15 protein-coding genes are annotated in these 15382 nt (G+C 56.2%); 11 read left to right on the top strand and 4 right to left on the bottom strand.

Annotated features, from left to right (window positions below; all coding sequences use genetic code 11):
- The first annotated feature begins 11 nt into the window (after window positions 1–11).
- The 5 genes from MUN86_RS19795 to MUN86_RS19775 all read left to right on the top strand — a co-directional run bounded on the left by MUN86_RS19795 (window position 12) and on the right by MUN86_RS19775 (window position 5256).
- Window positions 12–1610, top strand: a complete 1599-nt coding sequence (locus MUN86_RS19795; RefSeq protein ID WP_245119726.1) for a hypothetical protein — start codon at window positions 12–14, stop codon at window positions 1608–1610.
- Between the two features lie 37 nt (window positions 1611–1647).
- Window positions 1648–2040, top strand: a complete 393-nt coding sequence (locus MUN86_RS19790) for a DUF6970 domain-containing protein (RefSeq protein ID WP_245119725.1) — start codon at window positions 1648–1650, stop codon at window positions 2038–2040.
- Between the two features lie 50 nt (window positions 2041–2090).
- Complete coding sequence (locus tag MUN86_RS19785; RefSeq protein ID WP_245119724.1) at window positions 2091–2516, top strand: hypothetical protein; 426 nt, start codon at window positions 2091–2093, stop codon at window positions 2514–2516.
- Between the two features lie 159 nt (window positions 2517–2675).
- A complete protein-coding gene (uvrB, locus tag MUN86_RS19780) occupies window positions 2676–4712 on the top strand; it encodes an excinuclease ABC subunit UvrB (protein ID WP_245119723.1) in 2037 nt (678 codons plus the stop codon).
- Between the two features lie 70 nt (window positions 4713–4782).
- Entirely contained in the window at window positions 4783–5256 is a 474-nt protein-coding gene (locus MUN86_RS19775) for a hypothetical protein (RefSeq protein ID WP_245119722.1), read from the top strand.
- Between the two features lie 42 nt (window positions 5257–5298).
- Here MUN86_RS19775 and MUN86_RS19770 read toward each other — a convergent pair whose 3' ends face one another.
- From MUN86_RS19770 to MUN86_RS19760, 3 genes are all read right to left on the bottom strand, one after another.
- Complete coding sequence (locus tag MUN86_RS19770) at window positions 5299–6027, bottom strand: esterase family protein (RefSeq protein WP_245119721.1); 729 nt, start codon at window positions 6025–6027, stop codon at window positions 5299–5301.
- 59 nt (window positions 6028–6086) lie between these two features.
- Window positions 6087–6692, bottom strand: a complete 606-nt coding sequence (locus tag MUN86_RS19765) for a GDSL-type esterase/lipase family protein (RefSeq protein WP_245119720.1) — start codon at window positions 6690–6692, stop codon at window positions 6087–6089.
- A 198-nt stretch (window positions 6693–6890) separates the two neighbouring features.
- The gene (locus tag MUN86_RS19760; RefSeq protein WP_245119719.1) at window positions 6891–7655 is read right to left on the bottom strand and encodes an oxygenase MpaB family protein; all 765 of its coding nucleotides are present in this window, start codon (window positions 7653–7655) and stop codon (window positions 6891–6893) included.
- Window positions 7656–8008: 353 nt separating this feature from the next.
- Here MUN86_RS19760 and MUN86_RS19755 point away from each other — a divergent pair, with 353 nt between their 5' ends.
- Both MUN86_RS19755 and MUN86_RS19750 read left to right on the top strand, forming a co-directional pair.
- Window positions 8009–8344 (top strand): ribosomal maturation YjgA family protein, encoded by a 336-nt coding sequence (locus MUN86_RS19755; protein WP_245119718.1) that lies wholly within the window; start codon window positions 8009–8011, stop codon window positions 8342–8344.
- Between the two features lie 104 nt (window positions 8345–8448).
- A complete protein-coding gene (locus tag MUN86_RS19750) occupies window positions 8449–9597 on the top strand; it encodes a glycerate kinase (RefSeq protein ID WP_245119717.1) in 1149 nt (382 codons plus the stop codon).
- Between the two features lie 48 nt (window positions 9598–9645).
- On the opposite strand, the gene MUN86_RS19745 is transcribed toward MUN86_RS19750, so the two are convergent.
- Window positions 9646–10875 (bottom strand): DUF2264 domain-containing protein, encoded by a 1230-nt coding sequence (locus MUN86_RS19745; protein ID WP_245119716.1) that lies wholly within the window; start codon window positions 10873–10875, stop codon window positions 9646–9648.
- Between the two features lie 473 nt (window positions 10876–11348).
- On the opposite strand from MUN86_RS19745, the gene MUN86_RS19740 reads away from it, so the two are divergent.
- The 4 genes from MUN86_RS19740 (at window position 11349) to MUN86_RS31285 (ending at window position 15284) form a co-directional block, all read left to right on the top strand.
- Complete coding sequence (locus MUN86_RS19740; RefSeq protein ID WP_245119715.1) at window positions 11349–12362, top strand: glycoside hydrolase family 43 protein; 1014 nt, start codon at window positions 11349–11351, stop codon at window positions 12360–12362.
- Between the two features lie 5 nt (window positions 12363–12367).
- Window positions 12368–14242, top strand: coding sequence for a glycoside hydrolase family 35 protein (locus tag MUN86_RS19735; RefSeq protein WP_245119714.1), 1875 nt, complete (start codon window positions 12368–12370; stop codon window positions 14240–14242).
- Window positions 14243–14310: 68 nt separating this feature from the next.
- Window positions 14311–15066, top strand: coding sequence for a family 43 glycosylhydrolase (locus MUN86_RS19730; RefSeq protein WP_280640543.1), 756 nt, complete (start codon window positions 14311–14313; stop codon window positions 15064–15066).
- Complete coding sequence (locus MUN86_RS31285) at window positions 15066–15284, top strand: family 43 glycosylhydrolase (RefSeq protein WP_280640542.1); 219 nt, start codon at window positions 15066–15068, stop codon at window positions 15282–15284. The genes MUN86_RS19730 and MUN86_RS31285 overlap by 1 nt, the downstream gene beginning before the upstream one ends.
- Window positions 15285–15382 lie beyond the last annotated feature (98 nt).

Raw genomic sequence — 15382 nt, 5'->3', positions numbered from 1 at the left:
CCGAGGCCGAAGTGACGCCGCGTGCCGGTCTCTGGGAGCAACTCGACCACGAGCTGCTTGTCGAACAAAACAACACCTACCGTCGTCGGCTACGCGTGCACCGCTGGGTGGCTGCCGCCTGCCTGCTGTTCTTCCTGAGCATGGGCGGCTGGGCCCTACTGCACCAATGGCAAGATCCAACTTCTGGTTTAGCTACCCGCCGCGCCAGTAACGATACCACCACAGCTTCCGGTAGTGAGTCCGCCCTGGCTTCGGCCGATATGATGAATAGCACCTCAAAAGCCAACTCAACTTCGCTAGCTGCTACCAGCGAAAACTCCCCAATGCTTGGCAGCGCAACTGCTGCCAATTCAACCGACGAGCTACTGGCCGCAAACAATGGAAGTGCTGCATCTGCACTCGAACCGAGTCTTGCTGCCAGCGTGTATGCTGGATCGGCATCCAATGACCAAAACAAAGCTTCACAGGCTACTGGCATGGGCAGTTCTGTAGCTGTGATGGGTGTAAACTCTGGTTTTGCCGGGAGCCGATCTTCAATTAACGGTTCTGGCTTGATGCCTGCGCAGTTTGGCAATAGCTATCCGGCTGCCGAGAATAGCATGAATATGTCCGGCTGGAACGGTATAGCGCCGCGTTTTGCGGGCTTGCGTGGTGGTTGGTTAGGCGCGCGCCCCGATACGCTGAAGCCGTCGTTGCTAGCTGCACCGCAACCCGCCATTGGGGCGCTAGCCGCCGCGCAAGATGAGACGACTGCACCCTCTACGAAGAAGTGGCGTCGGCTGCGCTTTGGCGGAGGATATGGCGCATCGGCCTACAATCCTAATGTTGACTTCTCGCAGGCCAATGGACAACTGTTTGCTTCTTCTGCCGATATGGTGAGCACCGCGCTGCGCAATTATTATCAAGAGGATGCCGAGGCTGAATATCGACGCAACTTGCGTGCTGGCGTCAGTCAGCGCGTGGCCTTTACGGCGGCCTACAACGTCAGCAAGCGTTTAACAGTTAGCTCGGGATTGGAGGCTGGCCAGCAAACCGCTACTTCAGCTACTAGCTACGATTTTCTGGACGGTCAGCTAGTACGCCCACCGGTAGCTAACTCCTACACCAATACTGCTTTCTACAGCTCTGTGAATACAGCGCCCCAGCCGTACATGCGCAAAACGTCTTACCGCTACCGTACGGTAGCGGTGCCTATGGAAGTGCGCTACGGTTCGCAGCGCACGGGTACCTCGCTTTATGCAAAAGTGGGTGCTGCTGTTGGTTTGCTGCTAAGCACGAAGTCGGAGCTGAATGACTACTCCGCTGGTACTCGCGCTTCCAACTTATCGGCTCCAAACAGCTCGCCGACTACCACGCGCCGGTACTCGCTGTCTTCCAATGATTCGCCTTACCGCAAAGTGCAAGCTTCGGTGCGGGGTGGAGCAGGGGTACGCTACCAGCCCGCCAATGCCACGTGGAATCTGGTGCTCGGCACGACCACCGAAATGGGTCTTACCTCACTAAACACCGATCCTGGCCAGCGGGGTCTTAGCCAACGCCGCCCGTATAGTGTGGGCATGGAGGCTAGTGTGGAGTTTAACAGCCACAAGCCGAGCCCAGTTGCCCCGTAGTTGGCAAGAGGTTACGCTCTCTGATGTAGTTGAACCAATGAACCGATTTTTTACCTGTCTACTGACCTCGCTGCTCTTGCTAGGAACTATGGGTGGGTGCAGCACCTCAGATGCTGAAGCAAGTTTGAGCCCCGTCTGTCCTGATAAAATTTCCGAAACGCTCATAACCCAACTCAGCCAAGAACCCAAGCGCACCCCGGTGGCTGAAATAACGCAATACACGTATCTTGGCCAAACGGTGTACTTGGTGACAGGCGGGGGAGCTACAACGGCAAACGGCGGGAGTACTACCCTAAATTACCTGTTTGATACTTGTGGCAATGTGTTGTGTGCCGCTAGCGGGGGCGCTAATAACCAAGGTGATGGCCGCTGCCCCGACTTCAAAGCCAACGCCACTAACCCCGTTCTCGTTTGGCGCGACTCGCGCTAAGTACTGCTCAAGAGAACGTAGTTTAAGTTCAAGCCAAACTCTTACAAACGATGAAAACACTTCTGTTTCTTTTAGCTATTTGGGGATTGTTAGGGTTGGTGCAGTGCAGCAAAAAAGACTCAGATCAAGTAGCCGCCCTCGACCAAACCATCAAGCTGCAAAACAAGCAAAGCACCACCGTGAAGGCAGTAGGAACTGACGTGCAGCTTACCGTAACCAAGATTTCTGATTCGCGCTGCCCGTCCGACGTAACTTGCGTGTGGGCCGGCCAAGCCAACGTAAACGTAGAATTGCGCGACAAAGCGGGCACGTTGCAAGCAACTGACCTGTGTCTTGGTGCTTGCCAAAATGATTCGGCCACTGTAACACTTGACACTGTTCCATATTGGCTCACCCTCACGGCCGTCGACCCGTATCCGGTTTCTTCGGCGCCTTCGCCAACTCAAACGGCTGCCTTGCGCCTGACTCGCCAATAGCCACAACCTCTTTCCACTTCACCACACTCCCAACTCTTAAAAACCTGTTCGCCGTTCGGACAGGTTTTTTTGTTTGCCAGGAAACCTCCACTTTGCTAATACAGTTATCAAAGGCTGACTTTCGGTGAACTTCCGGTCAGTGTAGCTAACCTCTTCTGCATGGACTATCAACTTACCTCGGAATTCAAACCCACCGGCGACCAGCCACGCGCCATTGCCCAACTGGTAGAAGGCGTTAACAACGGCGAGCCGGCCCAGGTGCTGCTCGGAGCCACGGGTACCGGCAAAACCTTTACGATGGCCAACGTAATTGCCCAGACGGGCAAGCCGGCCTTGGTACTGTGCCACAACAAGACCTTGGCCGCCCAACTTTACGGCGAGTTCAAGCAGTTCTTCCCCAACAACGCCGTCGAGTACTACATCAGCTACTACGACTACTACCAGCCCGAGGCCTACATTGCCAGCACCGACGTGTTTATCGAGAAAGACCTGGCCATCAACCAGGAAATCGAGAAGCTGCGGCTGCACACCACGTCCACGCTGCTCAGTGGCCGGCGCGACGTCATTGTTATTGCGTCGGTGTCGTGCATTTACGGTATCGGCAACCCCGAGGAGTTCAGTAAAAACGTGATTTACCTGGCACCGGGCTTGCGGTACTCGCGCAACAACCTGCTCTACCAGTTTGTGCAGATTCTGTATTCGCGCACCGAAATGGAGTTCACCCGCGGCTCGTTCCGGGTGAAAGGCGACACCGTAGACATCTTCCCAGCCTACGCCGACTATGCGTACCGCATCTTCTTCTACGGCGACGAAATCGAGGCTATCCACCGCATCGACCCAAACAGTGGCAAGAAGCTGGCCGATGAGAAGTCGGTGACGCTGTACCCGGCCAACCTCTTCGTGACAGGCAAGGACACGCTCAACCAGGCCATCAAAGAAATCCAGTTCGATATGGTGCAGCAGCACGCCTACTTCGAGAAGGAGGGGCGCGATGCCGAAGCCAAGCGCATTATGGAGCGCACCGAATTCGACTTGGAGATGATTCGGGAATTAGGGTACTGCTCGGGCATCGAGAACTACTCACGTTACTTCGATGGGCGGAACCCGGGTTCGCGCCCCTTCTGTCTGCTCGATTATTTCCCGCAAGATTATCTGCTGGTAGTCGATGAAAGCCACGCCACCATGCCCCAGATCCGGGCCATGTGGGGCGGCGACCGAAGCCGCAAAACGGCCCTCATCGAGTACGGTTTCCGCTTACCTTCAGCCCTCGACAACCGTCCGCTGACCTTCAACGAGTTCGAGAGCATGTACCACCAGGCCGTGTTCGTGTCGGCCACTCCCGCTGACTACGAGTTGACGCAGGCCAATGGCGTAGTAGTAGAGCAGATCATCCGGCCTACCGGTTTGCTGGACCCCGAAATCGACATTCGGCCGTCGGTGAATCAGATTGACGACTTGCTGGACGAAGTAGACAACCGCGTGAAGCAAGGCGACCGGGTGCTGGTGACCACGCTTACGAAGCGCATGGCCGAGGAACTTCAGAAGTACATGGAGCGCCTAGGCATCAAGTCCAGCTACGTGCACTCCGACGTGAAGACCCTGGACCGGGTCGAGATTCTGCGTCAGTTGCGCCTCGGCGAAATCGACGTGCTCATTGGCGTAAACCTGCTTCGGGAAGGTCTCGACTTACCAGAAGTAAGCTTGGTGGCCATCCTCGATGCTGACAAAGAAGGCTTCCTGCGCGACCAGCGCAGCCTTATCCAGACCATGGGCCGCGCCGCCCGTAACGACCGGGGCAAAGTCATCATGTACGCCGACCGCATGACCGGCTCCATGCAGCGCGCCATCGACGAAACCAACCGCCGCCGCGCCACCCAGCTGGCCTACAACCAAGAACACGGCATCACGCCGCGCACGGTACGCAAGAGCCACGCCGAAATTATCGGCCAAACTTCGCTCTCCGACTACCGCATCGCCGAGCCGCAAGCCTATGTGGGCCCCGAAACGGACACTGCACTGGCTATAGCCGCCGAACCGGTGGTATCCATGATGACCAAAGTGGATCTGGAAAAACTCATCAAGCAAACTGAAAAGCAGATGGAAGCCGCCGCCAAAGACCTCGACTTCCTTACCGCTGCCAAGCTCCGCGACGAGTTGGCGGCGCTGAAGCAGGTGCTCAAGACCAAGCGCGACTAACCGTCTGGCATAGTTTTCGGATAGGGGAGACAGGCAACCAAGTTGGTTACCTGTCTCCCTTTTTGCTATCATGAAACATTGGCTAATCGTATTAACGACGCTGTGTTTACAGCAGGCATCGGCGCAGTCCGTGCCCGTGCCGCCGCTGCCCGAAGCTAGTTTGCAACCAGCTGTAACAGCTACGGTTCTGCCTCCCACGAACGGGGTGCGGTATCAGTATCAGTCGGTACGGGTAGAAAACGAGCGACGAATTTGGCTGGTGCCTGCGTGGCAAGGAAATACTAAGTTAGAGCCGCGTACTAAGTTGTTTGGCTCTGTTGCAGGTGAACTAGATATGCTGCTGATGACTACGCTGAACGAATTGGCGAGTGAGGGGTGGGAACTGCTGGAAATCCGAACGGCCTCGCAGCCTGTCAAAGCCAAACAGACCATTGAAACCTCGCTAGCCAACAACGACCCGAAGCAACCAACCTATACAGGCACCACAACCATCGATACCGAAATGCAAACCCGCTACCTGTTTCGGCGGCCGTTGCCAAAGTAAGAAGCAACTCGTTTTCATTGTGGCCTGCTGGTGGCCTGATTTTTACAAGTACAAGTCAACCATATGGCGCCAGGCCAGCGGGTTGTGAGCTTCGCCTTCCCAGATGTGCAGCTGATGTGTGATGTTTTTGCTTTCGAGTTGCTGACCCAGAAACAGGTTGTCTTGTAGGAAAGCATCTTCGGTGCCAACGGCCAATATGATTTCCAGGCGCCGGAGTTGGGTGAGGTAGAATTCGTCGGCAAGGTTGGGAATAAAGCGATTGGGCGTGTTTAAGTACACGTTTTCGTCGATGTAGCCTTGAAACAGATCCTGGAAAGTAGCCATGCTCTGCGTGAGGTCGTAGCGGCCACTCATACCCACCACTTTGCCAAACAAGTTGGGGTGCCGGAACGAAAGATTGACGGCGTGATAAGCGCCCATACTGCAGCCGGCAGCAATTAAGAACGAGGTCGGGTTGAGTGCTTCACTCATCGGCAATACCTCCTCCAAAATGTACTGCTGGTACTGCAAATGGCGGCAGATTCGCTCGGCTGGGTGTTTGTCGAAGTTGTACAAGCCCTCGGCATCAACACTGTCGACACAGTAAACTTGCAGCAAGCCACTTTCTATCTTGGGTTGGAGGGCCTCAATCACGCCCCAATTCTCGTAGTCGTAGAAACGTGCTTTGCGGGTCGGAAACAGCAGTACCCGTGCCCCAGTCTCGCCGAAAACTAGCAACTCCATGGGCCGGCCCAGGGCTGCACTATCCCATTCGTGGTATTCGCGGTGCATCGGCAAAGCAACTTTCCGGTGATACGATAACAAACATCCCGAAACCCACCTGGCACAAACTACTTTTTGGGCAGCATCTGGTCCAGTTGGGCGCTAATTTCCTGCTGCCACACGGCGTAACCTTCCGGCGACAAGTGCAGGCCATCAGCTTCGTAATGGGTGGGTTTGGGGTTATCCCGCTCGTCGAGCATGGGATAGTATAGGTCGAGGTAATACAGGGGCGGGCCTTGATGGGCTACTAACCGGCTAATGCACGCGTTGGCGTATTCAATGCTGCCCCGTAAATGTAACCGCGCAAGGCTGAGTTTGATTGAAATAAAGCAAACCGGTATGTCGCCTAAGCTGGTTTTGGCGCAGTGCAGCAGTTGCTCATAAAAGAGCACCACTTCTTCGGGCGTGCGGCCGTCGCCAAGGTCGTTGTCGCCGGCGTATAGCACCAGCATGTCGGGTTCGTGACGGGGAACTACCCGCTTGAAAAACCAAGCACAAGCGGCCAGCGTGGAGCCACCGAATCCTAAGTTAACGGCTTGTACCTGCGGAAAAGAACGTTCTAGTTCCTTCCAAAGCGTAAAAGATGAACTGCCATAAAAGACCACCTTCGGCAGCTCCGAATGCACCACTGGCCTTGCTTCCAACTGTCTTATTTCTTCCTGATACCACTGCATTGATTGCCTGTAGAAAGTGCTACGCGCATGAGCTTATGTGTGAAATGCCCGTGTACGTAGCTAAATGTAAGGTTCAGCAAGTGGCCAGCCAACCTCAACTCTGTCTGTGAAAGCAAACACAGCAGGCAAAGGTCGGCAAAAGGAGCAGAGTACTCTTTACGAGAATGTTATAAATAGGGAGGGCCTATTAACGCTACTTTAAGAAGGTCGGTAATCCAGCGCCAAGATTCGGTCTTTGTAGGCAGTGGGCAGCAATCCCGCTTTTGCCCACTTGCTGACTGCTAAGTGCTGGGTTTGCCGATAAAGGGGAAGTAGCAGCGGCAGCCAGGTGCGGGTACCAAGCTTGAGCATCTTCCGGACGCGGGGCGGCACCACCAGGCGCTGTGCCTGCAGTAGCAACTCGTAGCGCAAGCCACCCAAGTGCCGCCGATACTGCTGGTATAAGTCGGCGGTGTAGCGGCTGTGCTGTAGGTTTTGGGCTAAGTGTAGCTGGCGGATCGGGAGCCACTCTTGGTACGTAATCGGTAGGCCTGGCACTCCCATGCGCGCGCCTACTTGCCGGAATACGTGGTACACTTCCGCCTTTTCGGCATCAGTGAGAGGGCGTTCCAGCACCTCAAACGACCGAATTGAGTAGTCGACGAGCAGGAATAGCACGTCGCGGTAGGCCCAATCCGGAATGGCCATGCCGCGCTTGGCTTCCACAGCCCCGTGAATAGCCGCAATGGTATCAATAGCACGTTCGGCGGCGGGGCGCTCGGCAAACACAATCTGGCGGGCGTAGTCGACCGTAGAAAACAGCCGGGCCAGTGGGTCGGCCGGTAGCTTGCCAGTGAAGTACAGCCAGTCGACGGCCTTGTTGAGGGCAAACTCGGCAGCAGCCCCCGCAAATATGAATAGCACGGTGTCGGCCTTGCCCCAAATTTCGCGCACCACCGACCCTTGAGCCACAAAGTATTCCATATAGTTAAGATTGAGAGGTAGACCTTTGCTAGGGGACGGACTACGCGCAGTAGATACAAAGAGAAAGGCAACAAAAGTTGCCTGTACTCCGGCGGCATTGCCTTCTAGATTTCGGGAAATTGATATGACTGCAAATTTACTCAGAGTACTTTGTATTGCAAAGTAAATACAGCAATTTTGCTAGTGTTGATTTGCTGCTACTTCAAGTAGCAATGAGGAAAGCCGCCAACGCTTATTCAATTATGTATTCATTTATGCCCGTACTATTTCAAACAGAACTGCAGACATACCCGCGGATAATGCAGCTGCGCAATCGGAGAGTGTATGCGGTACTGCTCCTCTCAACTGTTTTGTTGGGTTTAGCTTCTCGCAAATTCGCTTTTGCTTTGCCGACGCTGGTAGCTGCTTATGCCGGTGACACCTTGTGGGCCTTATTGGTTTGCTGGCTGCTCGGCTTCTGCTACCCATACTGGACCAGCCGGCGTGTTGCGGGCATAGCGTTGCTTCTTGCTTTCGCCATCGAGACCAGTCAGCTCTACCACACGCCTTGGCTTGACTGGCTTCGCAATACCATACCGGGTAGTTTGGTACTTGGGCATGGCTTTCTGTGGAGCGACTTGCTCTGCTACAGTGTAGGCGTGGCCTGCGGGTATGGTTTCGAGCGGATTGCTTTGCGCAAGCAGTTGTAGCAGGGCCTCGTGCAGTAGCAGGAATTCAATATCCTGAAATTGCCTATCCTAAGTTGCTGGCCCCGCCTTCGTATTAGCCAGAAATTTTGTTCTGCTCATTGTCTATGAACATCTTGATTGCCCCGGATTCTTTCAAAGATGCCTTGGCTGCACCGCTGGTTTGTGAGTTTCTGCGGCGTGGTTTGCAGCAAACCTTTCCAGCTGCCAACTGCCAGCTACTGCCCTTGGCCGATGGGGGCGAAGGCACCCTCGAAACCTTAGCCACGGTACTCAGCGGTGAGTTTGTGGAGTGTACGGTGCACGACCCATTGTTTCGCCCGATTCAAGCCCACTACTTGTGGCTGCCGTCTACGGCCACTGCCGTGATAGAAATGGCGCGAGCTTCGGGTCTGGAACTGCTGGCGGCTACAGAGCGCAACGCCCGCCAAACCACCACGCTTGGCACCGGCGAACTAGTAGCCAATGCGCTAACCCGCGGAGCCCGCCACTTGGTACTGACAGTAGGCGGCAGCGCCACCAACGATGCCGGCATTGGGTTGGCCACGGCCCTAGGCTACACCTTTTGGGACGAAAACGACCAGCCTGTACCACCTACCGGTGAACACTTGGTACGTATCCGCCGAATTGATGGCAGCCACGTGCACCCGCGCCTGGCAGAAGTATCTTGCCGCGTCGTGACCGATGTTACCAACCCGTTTCATGGCCCGACGGGCGCGGCACATGTATTTGCGGCGCAGAAGGGCGCCGACGCCGCAGCTATTGCCCACCTCGACGCAGGTTTGCGCCATTTTGCTGAGGTATTGCAGACTACTTTTGGCACCGATGTGCAGGCGCTTGCCGGAAGTGGGGCCGGTGGCGGAATGGGCGGCGGAGCGGCGTGTTTCCTAAAAGCCAGCATCACCTCTGCCGCCGACTGGATTCTCGACATCACGCATGCCGCTGACCTCTTACAAGCCAGTGACCTGCTGATTACCGGAGAAGGCCGCATCGATGCTCAAACCTGGCAAGGCAAGCTACTGGCGCGGCTGCTGGCATTGGCTACTCAACATCAAGTGCCCGTCATCCTGGTATGCGGTACTCTGCAAAATGCTGAGGACGTACTAGCCGACCCCAATGTGCTCTACGCTACATCCATCCTGCCAGCGCCCATGCCGCTAGCTGAGGCACTGACTCGCACGCCGGAACTGCTGGAAACCCAAGGCAAGCTGCTTGGGCGGTTGCTGAGTCGGAGACAGCAAGGCTTCCGCATCTAATATTAACTGCTTGCGGTTTGGAGTTAGGTTACAAAGCGTGGTCAGTTTTTACGTTCTGCCCCGACCAGATTTGTTTGGCGGTCCAATCCTGCGGGGGCTGGTCCAGAAGGTGTCGGTGGGAGGGAGGCCTAACGGGAGGAAGGCAGTGGAACACAAATAGAGGCTGCCGGTGGAAATGTAGGTTTCGCCAATACCGGGCTGGTGGCCACATAAGCCTATTTGCAGCCAGCCCTGCGCATCAAAGGTGCCGCGCGGCTCCATGGTGCGCCGGATAACGGCCGTAAGGGCACTGCGAACCTGGCCAGCGGGTAATTCAGGGGGGAGTTGCTGTTGCAAGGCCATCTGAGCCAAATGCTGAAACGCGCCGCACCGATACGCCAACGACCGACCGAAGGCCGCAAACGACCCATCGGGGGCTACCAGACGCTCCTGCACGACGGCGTAGCGCCGGGCACGGGCCCGCAACGTGTCAAGCATTTCCGGGCGTTCCTTGCCGGCTTGCACCAGCGTGGCTACTACGTCGAGCAGCATGGGCTGGATGACGTAGCTGTTATAATAGTCCCAATGGTAGTCGGGGCCGTCACCGTAGGTGCCGTCGCCCTTGTACCAGAGCTGGTGCTGCTTGATGGCGTAGTCCATGCGCATCAGGTCGCCGGAGCCCGTGAACTTCAGCAGCGCCGCCTCAATAATGGCACTGAACAGCAGCCAATTGCTGTACACCGGCTTGATAACGCGGCTACTCTGGAGCGCTTGCACTAGCTGCGTTTGGGTAGCGGCTGGTAGTTGCTCCCAAAGCTGCGTGGGCGCCCGCAACAAGGCATGCGCCAGAAAGGCAGCGTCAACTACAGGCTGGCCGCCCTGGTTGAAATTCAGAAAATCTGGAGATTTAGGGTCAACCCCGTGGCTAATAGCCTGACGCGCCAGTTCCGCATAGCGCTTTTGGCGCGTCGCCTCGTCGCCGGTGGCGCCTTTCATCTCCAGCCAGGGTGCCAAGCCCGCGAGGGTGCGGCCCAACGCCTCTAAGTGCGACACGCTGCGGCGGCCTTCCTGCTGACCAGGGGCAGCTTCTATGGGCATGGTGGCTTTGAGTCGGGCTTGCGCTCCGGCCGCCAGCACCGGGTCAGCTACCCGGAGCAGGGTGTTCAGCCAATACGTACGGTCGGAAACTTTAGCTGAAAATTTATCGGCAGCCTGATCAGGAGTTGCCCAAGCTGGTGCGGGCAAGGCCAAAGCCGATAAGCCAGTCACAGCCTGCGTAACAAAGGAGCGTCGTTTCATAGAGCGGGGCAGCGAAGACGGCTACTTACGTGTGAAGCGTAAAACAAGCGGCTCGGACGAGAGTAGCTGCCAAAAGTGGGAGTTGCGGAGCATAGTGAAAACGGAAAGAGCGGATGGGCAAGAAACACAGTAGCCACAATAGTAGGCGGAAGCCAACAGAAATTGGGGGCTATATTCAGGGAATAAGGGGTGGTTTTTAATCAGGTTGTGATTTAACCGTTCCAATCAACTCATATAGCCGCACCACGACTGCGCAGTCAGGCCAAACAACCCCGGTGCATTTGACCCCCTTTTTGGCGAAAACAACCCGTATGGTGGGACCAAACCCGCGCTATTTTTGAAGGGATGGCACAAGCAAACGAGTACTTCTTGAGGCTACTTGCGTAACTTCTTTTGATTGGTACTCGCCAGATTTGGGCGCCTAGCTTTTGCTCGTGTAACTGAATAGTTTGCTTTCAAAGTCATACGTCCCTATGAAACAGTTTCTATACCTTCTGCTCGGGTGCTGTTTGGCATGGAGTGCCCCAACGGCCAAAGCTCAAACTGCGTCGTCAACTTCAAAGGCAAAAAACACTGCCTTCAAGCCCGGCGAGCTGTGGTACGACACCGAGGGCAACCTCATTAACGCTCATGGCGGGGGCGTACTGCTAGTGGGCAATACGTACTACTGGTACGGCGAAAAACGGGCCCAGCACCAAGAAGAAGGAGTGAACGTGTATTCCTCGAAAGACCTCTACAACTGGAAATACGAAGGCGTGGCCCTGACGCCGGCCACCGACGCGCAGAGCGACATTGCGGCCGGTTGCCTGATGGAGCGCCCCAAGGTGATTTACAACCAAAAGACCGGCAAGTATGTGATGTGGTTTCACCTGGAGCTAAAGGGCCAGAGTTACAAAGCCGCCCGCGCCGGCGTGGCCGTGGCCGACAAACCTACTGGCCCGTTTCGGTACGTGAGCAGCTTCCGGCCCAACGGCAATATGTCGCGCGACATGGGCCTGTTCGTGGACGATGACGGTGCGGCTTACCACATCTACTCTAGCCGCGAAAACTACGACTTGCGTCTAGCTCGACTGTCGGCCGACTACCTCACGCCCACCACGCAAGATTCGCTGCTCTTTGCCAAGCACCGCGAGGCGCCAGCCGTGTTCAAGCAAGGCGGGAAGTACTACTTACTTACGAGTGGCTGCACGGGCTGGGCGCCCAACGAAGCTTCCTTGCATGTGGCCGATAACTTGTTTGGGCCCTGGCAGTTGCTCGGCGACCCCATGACCGGCCCGAACGCCAAGCTCACCTATGGCGGCCAATCCACTTATGTGTTGCCAGTACCAGGTAAGAAAGATGCGTATATCTTCATGGCCGATCGGTGGAATCCGAAAGACTTGAAAGACAGCCGCTATCTGTGGCTGCCGGTACAGTTTAAGGCCGGCCAGCCTACTATTGACTGGCTAGAGCAGTGGGACTTGGGACACTTCAGCAAACAATTATAGCGAGCATGATACATAAGTACCTGATAGGAGCTGCGCTGCTAAGCAGCCTAGCCCTGAATCCGGCGGCGCAGGCTCAAACCAAAGCCAAGCCAGCCAAGCATACCTTTACGTTAGGCGACGAGAATTTTCTGCTCGATGGCAAGCCGTTCCAAATGATTTCGGGCGAGTTGCACTACCCCCGCATTCCGCGCGAGGCGTGGCGGCACCGCATGAAAATGGCCAAGGCCATGGGCTTGAACACCATCGGCACCTACGTGTTCTGGAATCTGCACGAGCCCGAACCCGGCAAATACAACTTCACTGGCAACAACGACATTGCCGCCTTCGTGAAGATTGCGCAGGAAGAAGGTATGTGGGTGGTGCTTCGGCCGAGCCCGTACGTATGCGCCGAGTGGGAATTTGGCGGCTACCCCTATTGGCTGCAAAAAGACAAAAGCCTAGTGGTCCGCAGCAAAGACCCTAAGTACATTGCTGCCTATGGCCGTTACCTGAAGGAAGTAGCCAAGCAGTTGGCGCCGCTGCAAGTCAACCACGGCGGGCCGGTGCTAATGGTGCAGGTGGAAAACGAATACGGCTTCTACGCCAGCGACAAAGACTACTTGGCGCTCAACCGCAAGATGTTCAAGGAAGCTGGTTTCGATGGGCTGCTTTACACGTGCGACCCGGGCGAGAAAGTGAAGGAAGGCCATCTGCCCGGCTTGCTACCCGCCGTGAACGGGTGGGATGATCCGCGCAAGGTCAAGCAGTTGGTGCGCACGTACCACGGCGGCAAAGGCCCGTTCTACATCGCCGAATGGTATCCGGCCTGGTTTGACTGGTGGGGCACGCCGCACCACACGGTGCCCGTCTCCAAGTACACCCCGCGCCTCGATTCGGTGCTGGCCGCAGGTATTTCCATCAACATGTACATGTTTCATGGCGGTACCACGCGGGGCTTCATGAACGGAGCCAACTACAAAGGCGAAGGCACCAAGTTCGAGCCCCAAATCAGCAGCTACGACTATGACGCGCCCCTTGATGAGGCCGGCAATGCCACTCCCAAGTTCATGGCCTTCCGCGGCGTCATCGAAAAGCACCTGCCCAAAGGTGCTAAGCTGCCCCCGGTACCGGCCGCTAAGCCTTCAATGCGCATTCCGGCCATCAATATGAACTCGGCCACTAGCCTCTTGGCCGACTTGCCCAAACCCATTGTCAATGCCAAGCCGCAGAGTTTTGAGGCCCTCAACCAGGATTATGGCTTTGTGCTTTACCGCACCGAGGTAGTTGGTGGGCGTAAAGGAACACTCAGCATCAAGGACCTGCGCGACTACGGCGTGGTGATGGTGAACGGCCAGCGCGTTGCCACCCTGGACCGTCGGCTCGGGCAGGACCAAGTGGAACTGACATTGCCCCAAGGTACCGTCCGGCTCGATATTCTGGTGGAAAACTTGGGCCGCCTCAACTTCGGGCCGTTCCTCAACCAAAACCGCAAAGGCATCACCGAGCGAGTAACTTTTGCTGGCACTGAACTTACCAACTGGCAGCATTTCCGCCTGCCCTTTGCTAGCGTTGCGGCGGCCAAAGTTGCCAGCAAGATTGCGCCCAATGACAACGGCCCCGTGCTACGGCGCGGCACCTTCACCATCACCAAAGCGGCCGACACGTACTTCGACCTGAGCCAGTGGGGTAAAGGCTGCGTGTGGCTGAACGGCCACAACCTCGGCCGCTATTGGGAAATAGGCCCCCAACAAACCCTGTACGTGCCCGCCGAATGGCTGAAAAAAGGTGTCAACGAAGTGGTAGTGTTGGAACTGCTGAAGCCCCAGCAAGACAAACTCGCCGGCCTAGAAAAGCCCATTCTAGACGTAGTGAAAACCGATGGCGAAGCCCGCAAGAATTAAGCAAGAGTGCAAACCAGCCGGGCTGCCATTTGGCGCCAACCCTTGTTGCCATTCTTCCCCTCTCTGATATGCGATATTACCTTTTCTTGCTCTGCCTCTGCTGCTCTCTTACCGCAAGCCTAGCCCAGAATCTCTCGCCTGATACACTTAAAGCACCCGCGCCGGCGCTGCCCAGCGTGTACGCCGATCCTCATATAGCAGCGTTTGGCAACACGTTCTATCTATACCCAACCACCGATGGCACCGAGGGCTGGCTATCGACTTCGTTCACCTGTTGGTCGTCGAAGGACTTGGTGAAATGGAAGAATGAAGGCGTCATCCTGGATTTGCCGCGCGACCTGAAGTGGGCCACCCAACGGGCATGGGCGCCAGCCATTGCCGCTAAAAACGGCAAGTACTACTACTACTATTCCGCCGCGCAGAGCATCGGCGTAGCGGTAGCCGACAAACCAACGGGCCCCTTCAAAGACCCACTCGGCAAGCCGCTAGTGGCCAAAGGCGCTTTCAAAGGCCAGATGATTGACCCCATGGTGCTGGTCGACGATGATGGCGCGGCCTATCTTTATTGGGGCCAAGGCCAGTGCCACGCGGTGAAGCTTAACTCCGACATGGTATCCTTCGACCCGGCCGCGGTGCTGGAATTTAAACCCGAAGGTTACAACGAAGGCTCGTTCGTGTTCAAGCGCCAAGGCAAGTACTACCTGATGTGGTCGGAGTACGACACCCGCGACCCACGTTACTCCGTTGCCTACGCCACTTCCAGCTCGCCGATGGGCCCGTTTACAAAAGCGGCCAGCAATCCGGTGCTGAAGGGCGGGGCGTAGTGAAAGGCGCCGGCCACCACTCGGTGCTGCAAGTGCCCGGCACCGACCAATGGGTAATAGCGTACCACCGCTTCAAAATACCCGGCGGCAACGGCTACAACCGCGAAACCTGCCTCTCGCCCATGCGCTTCGACGCCCAAGGCAATATTCTGCCGGTGGATGTATTTGAAGCAGTAAAGCCCACCAAAGCTAAGCAGGCAGCGCCCGTACGCCCATGAGCAAGTACGTATCCTGAGTAGCGTATTGCAAAGCACCCGAGGTCACAGTGCGGTGCTACAGCGAATGAAAGCCAATTCTTATTGCCTTCGACAAAGCA

Source organism: Hymenobacter volaticus, assembly GCF_022921055.1.
Lineage (GTDB): Bacteria > Bacteroidota > Bacteroidia > Cytophagales > Hymenobacteraceae > Hymenobacter > Hymenobacter volaticus.
Note: the sequence above shows the minus strand (reverse complement) of the source record. Positions and strands in the feature narration are given on the sequence as shown.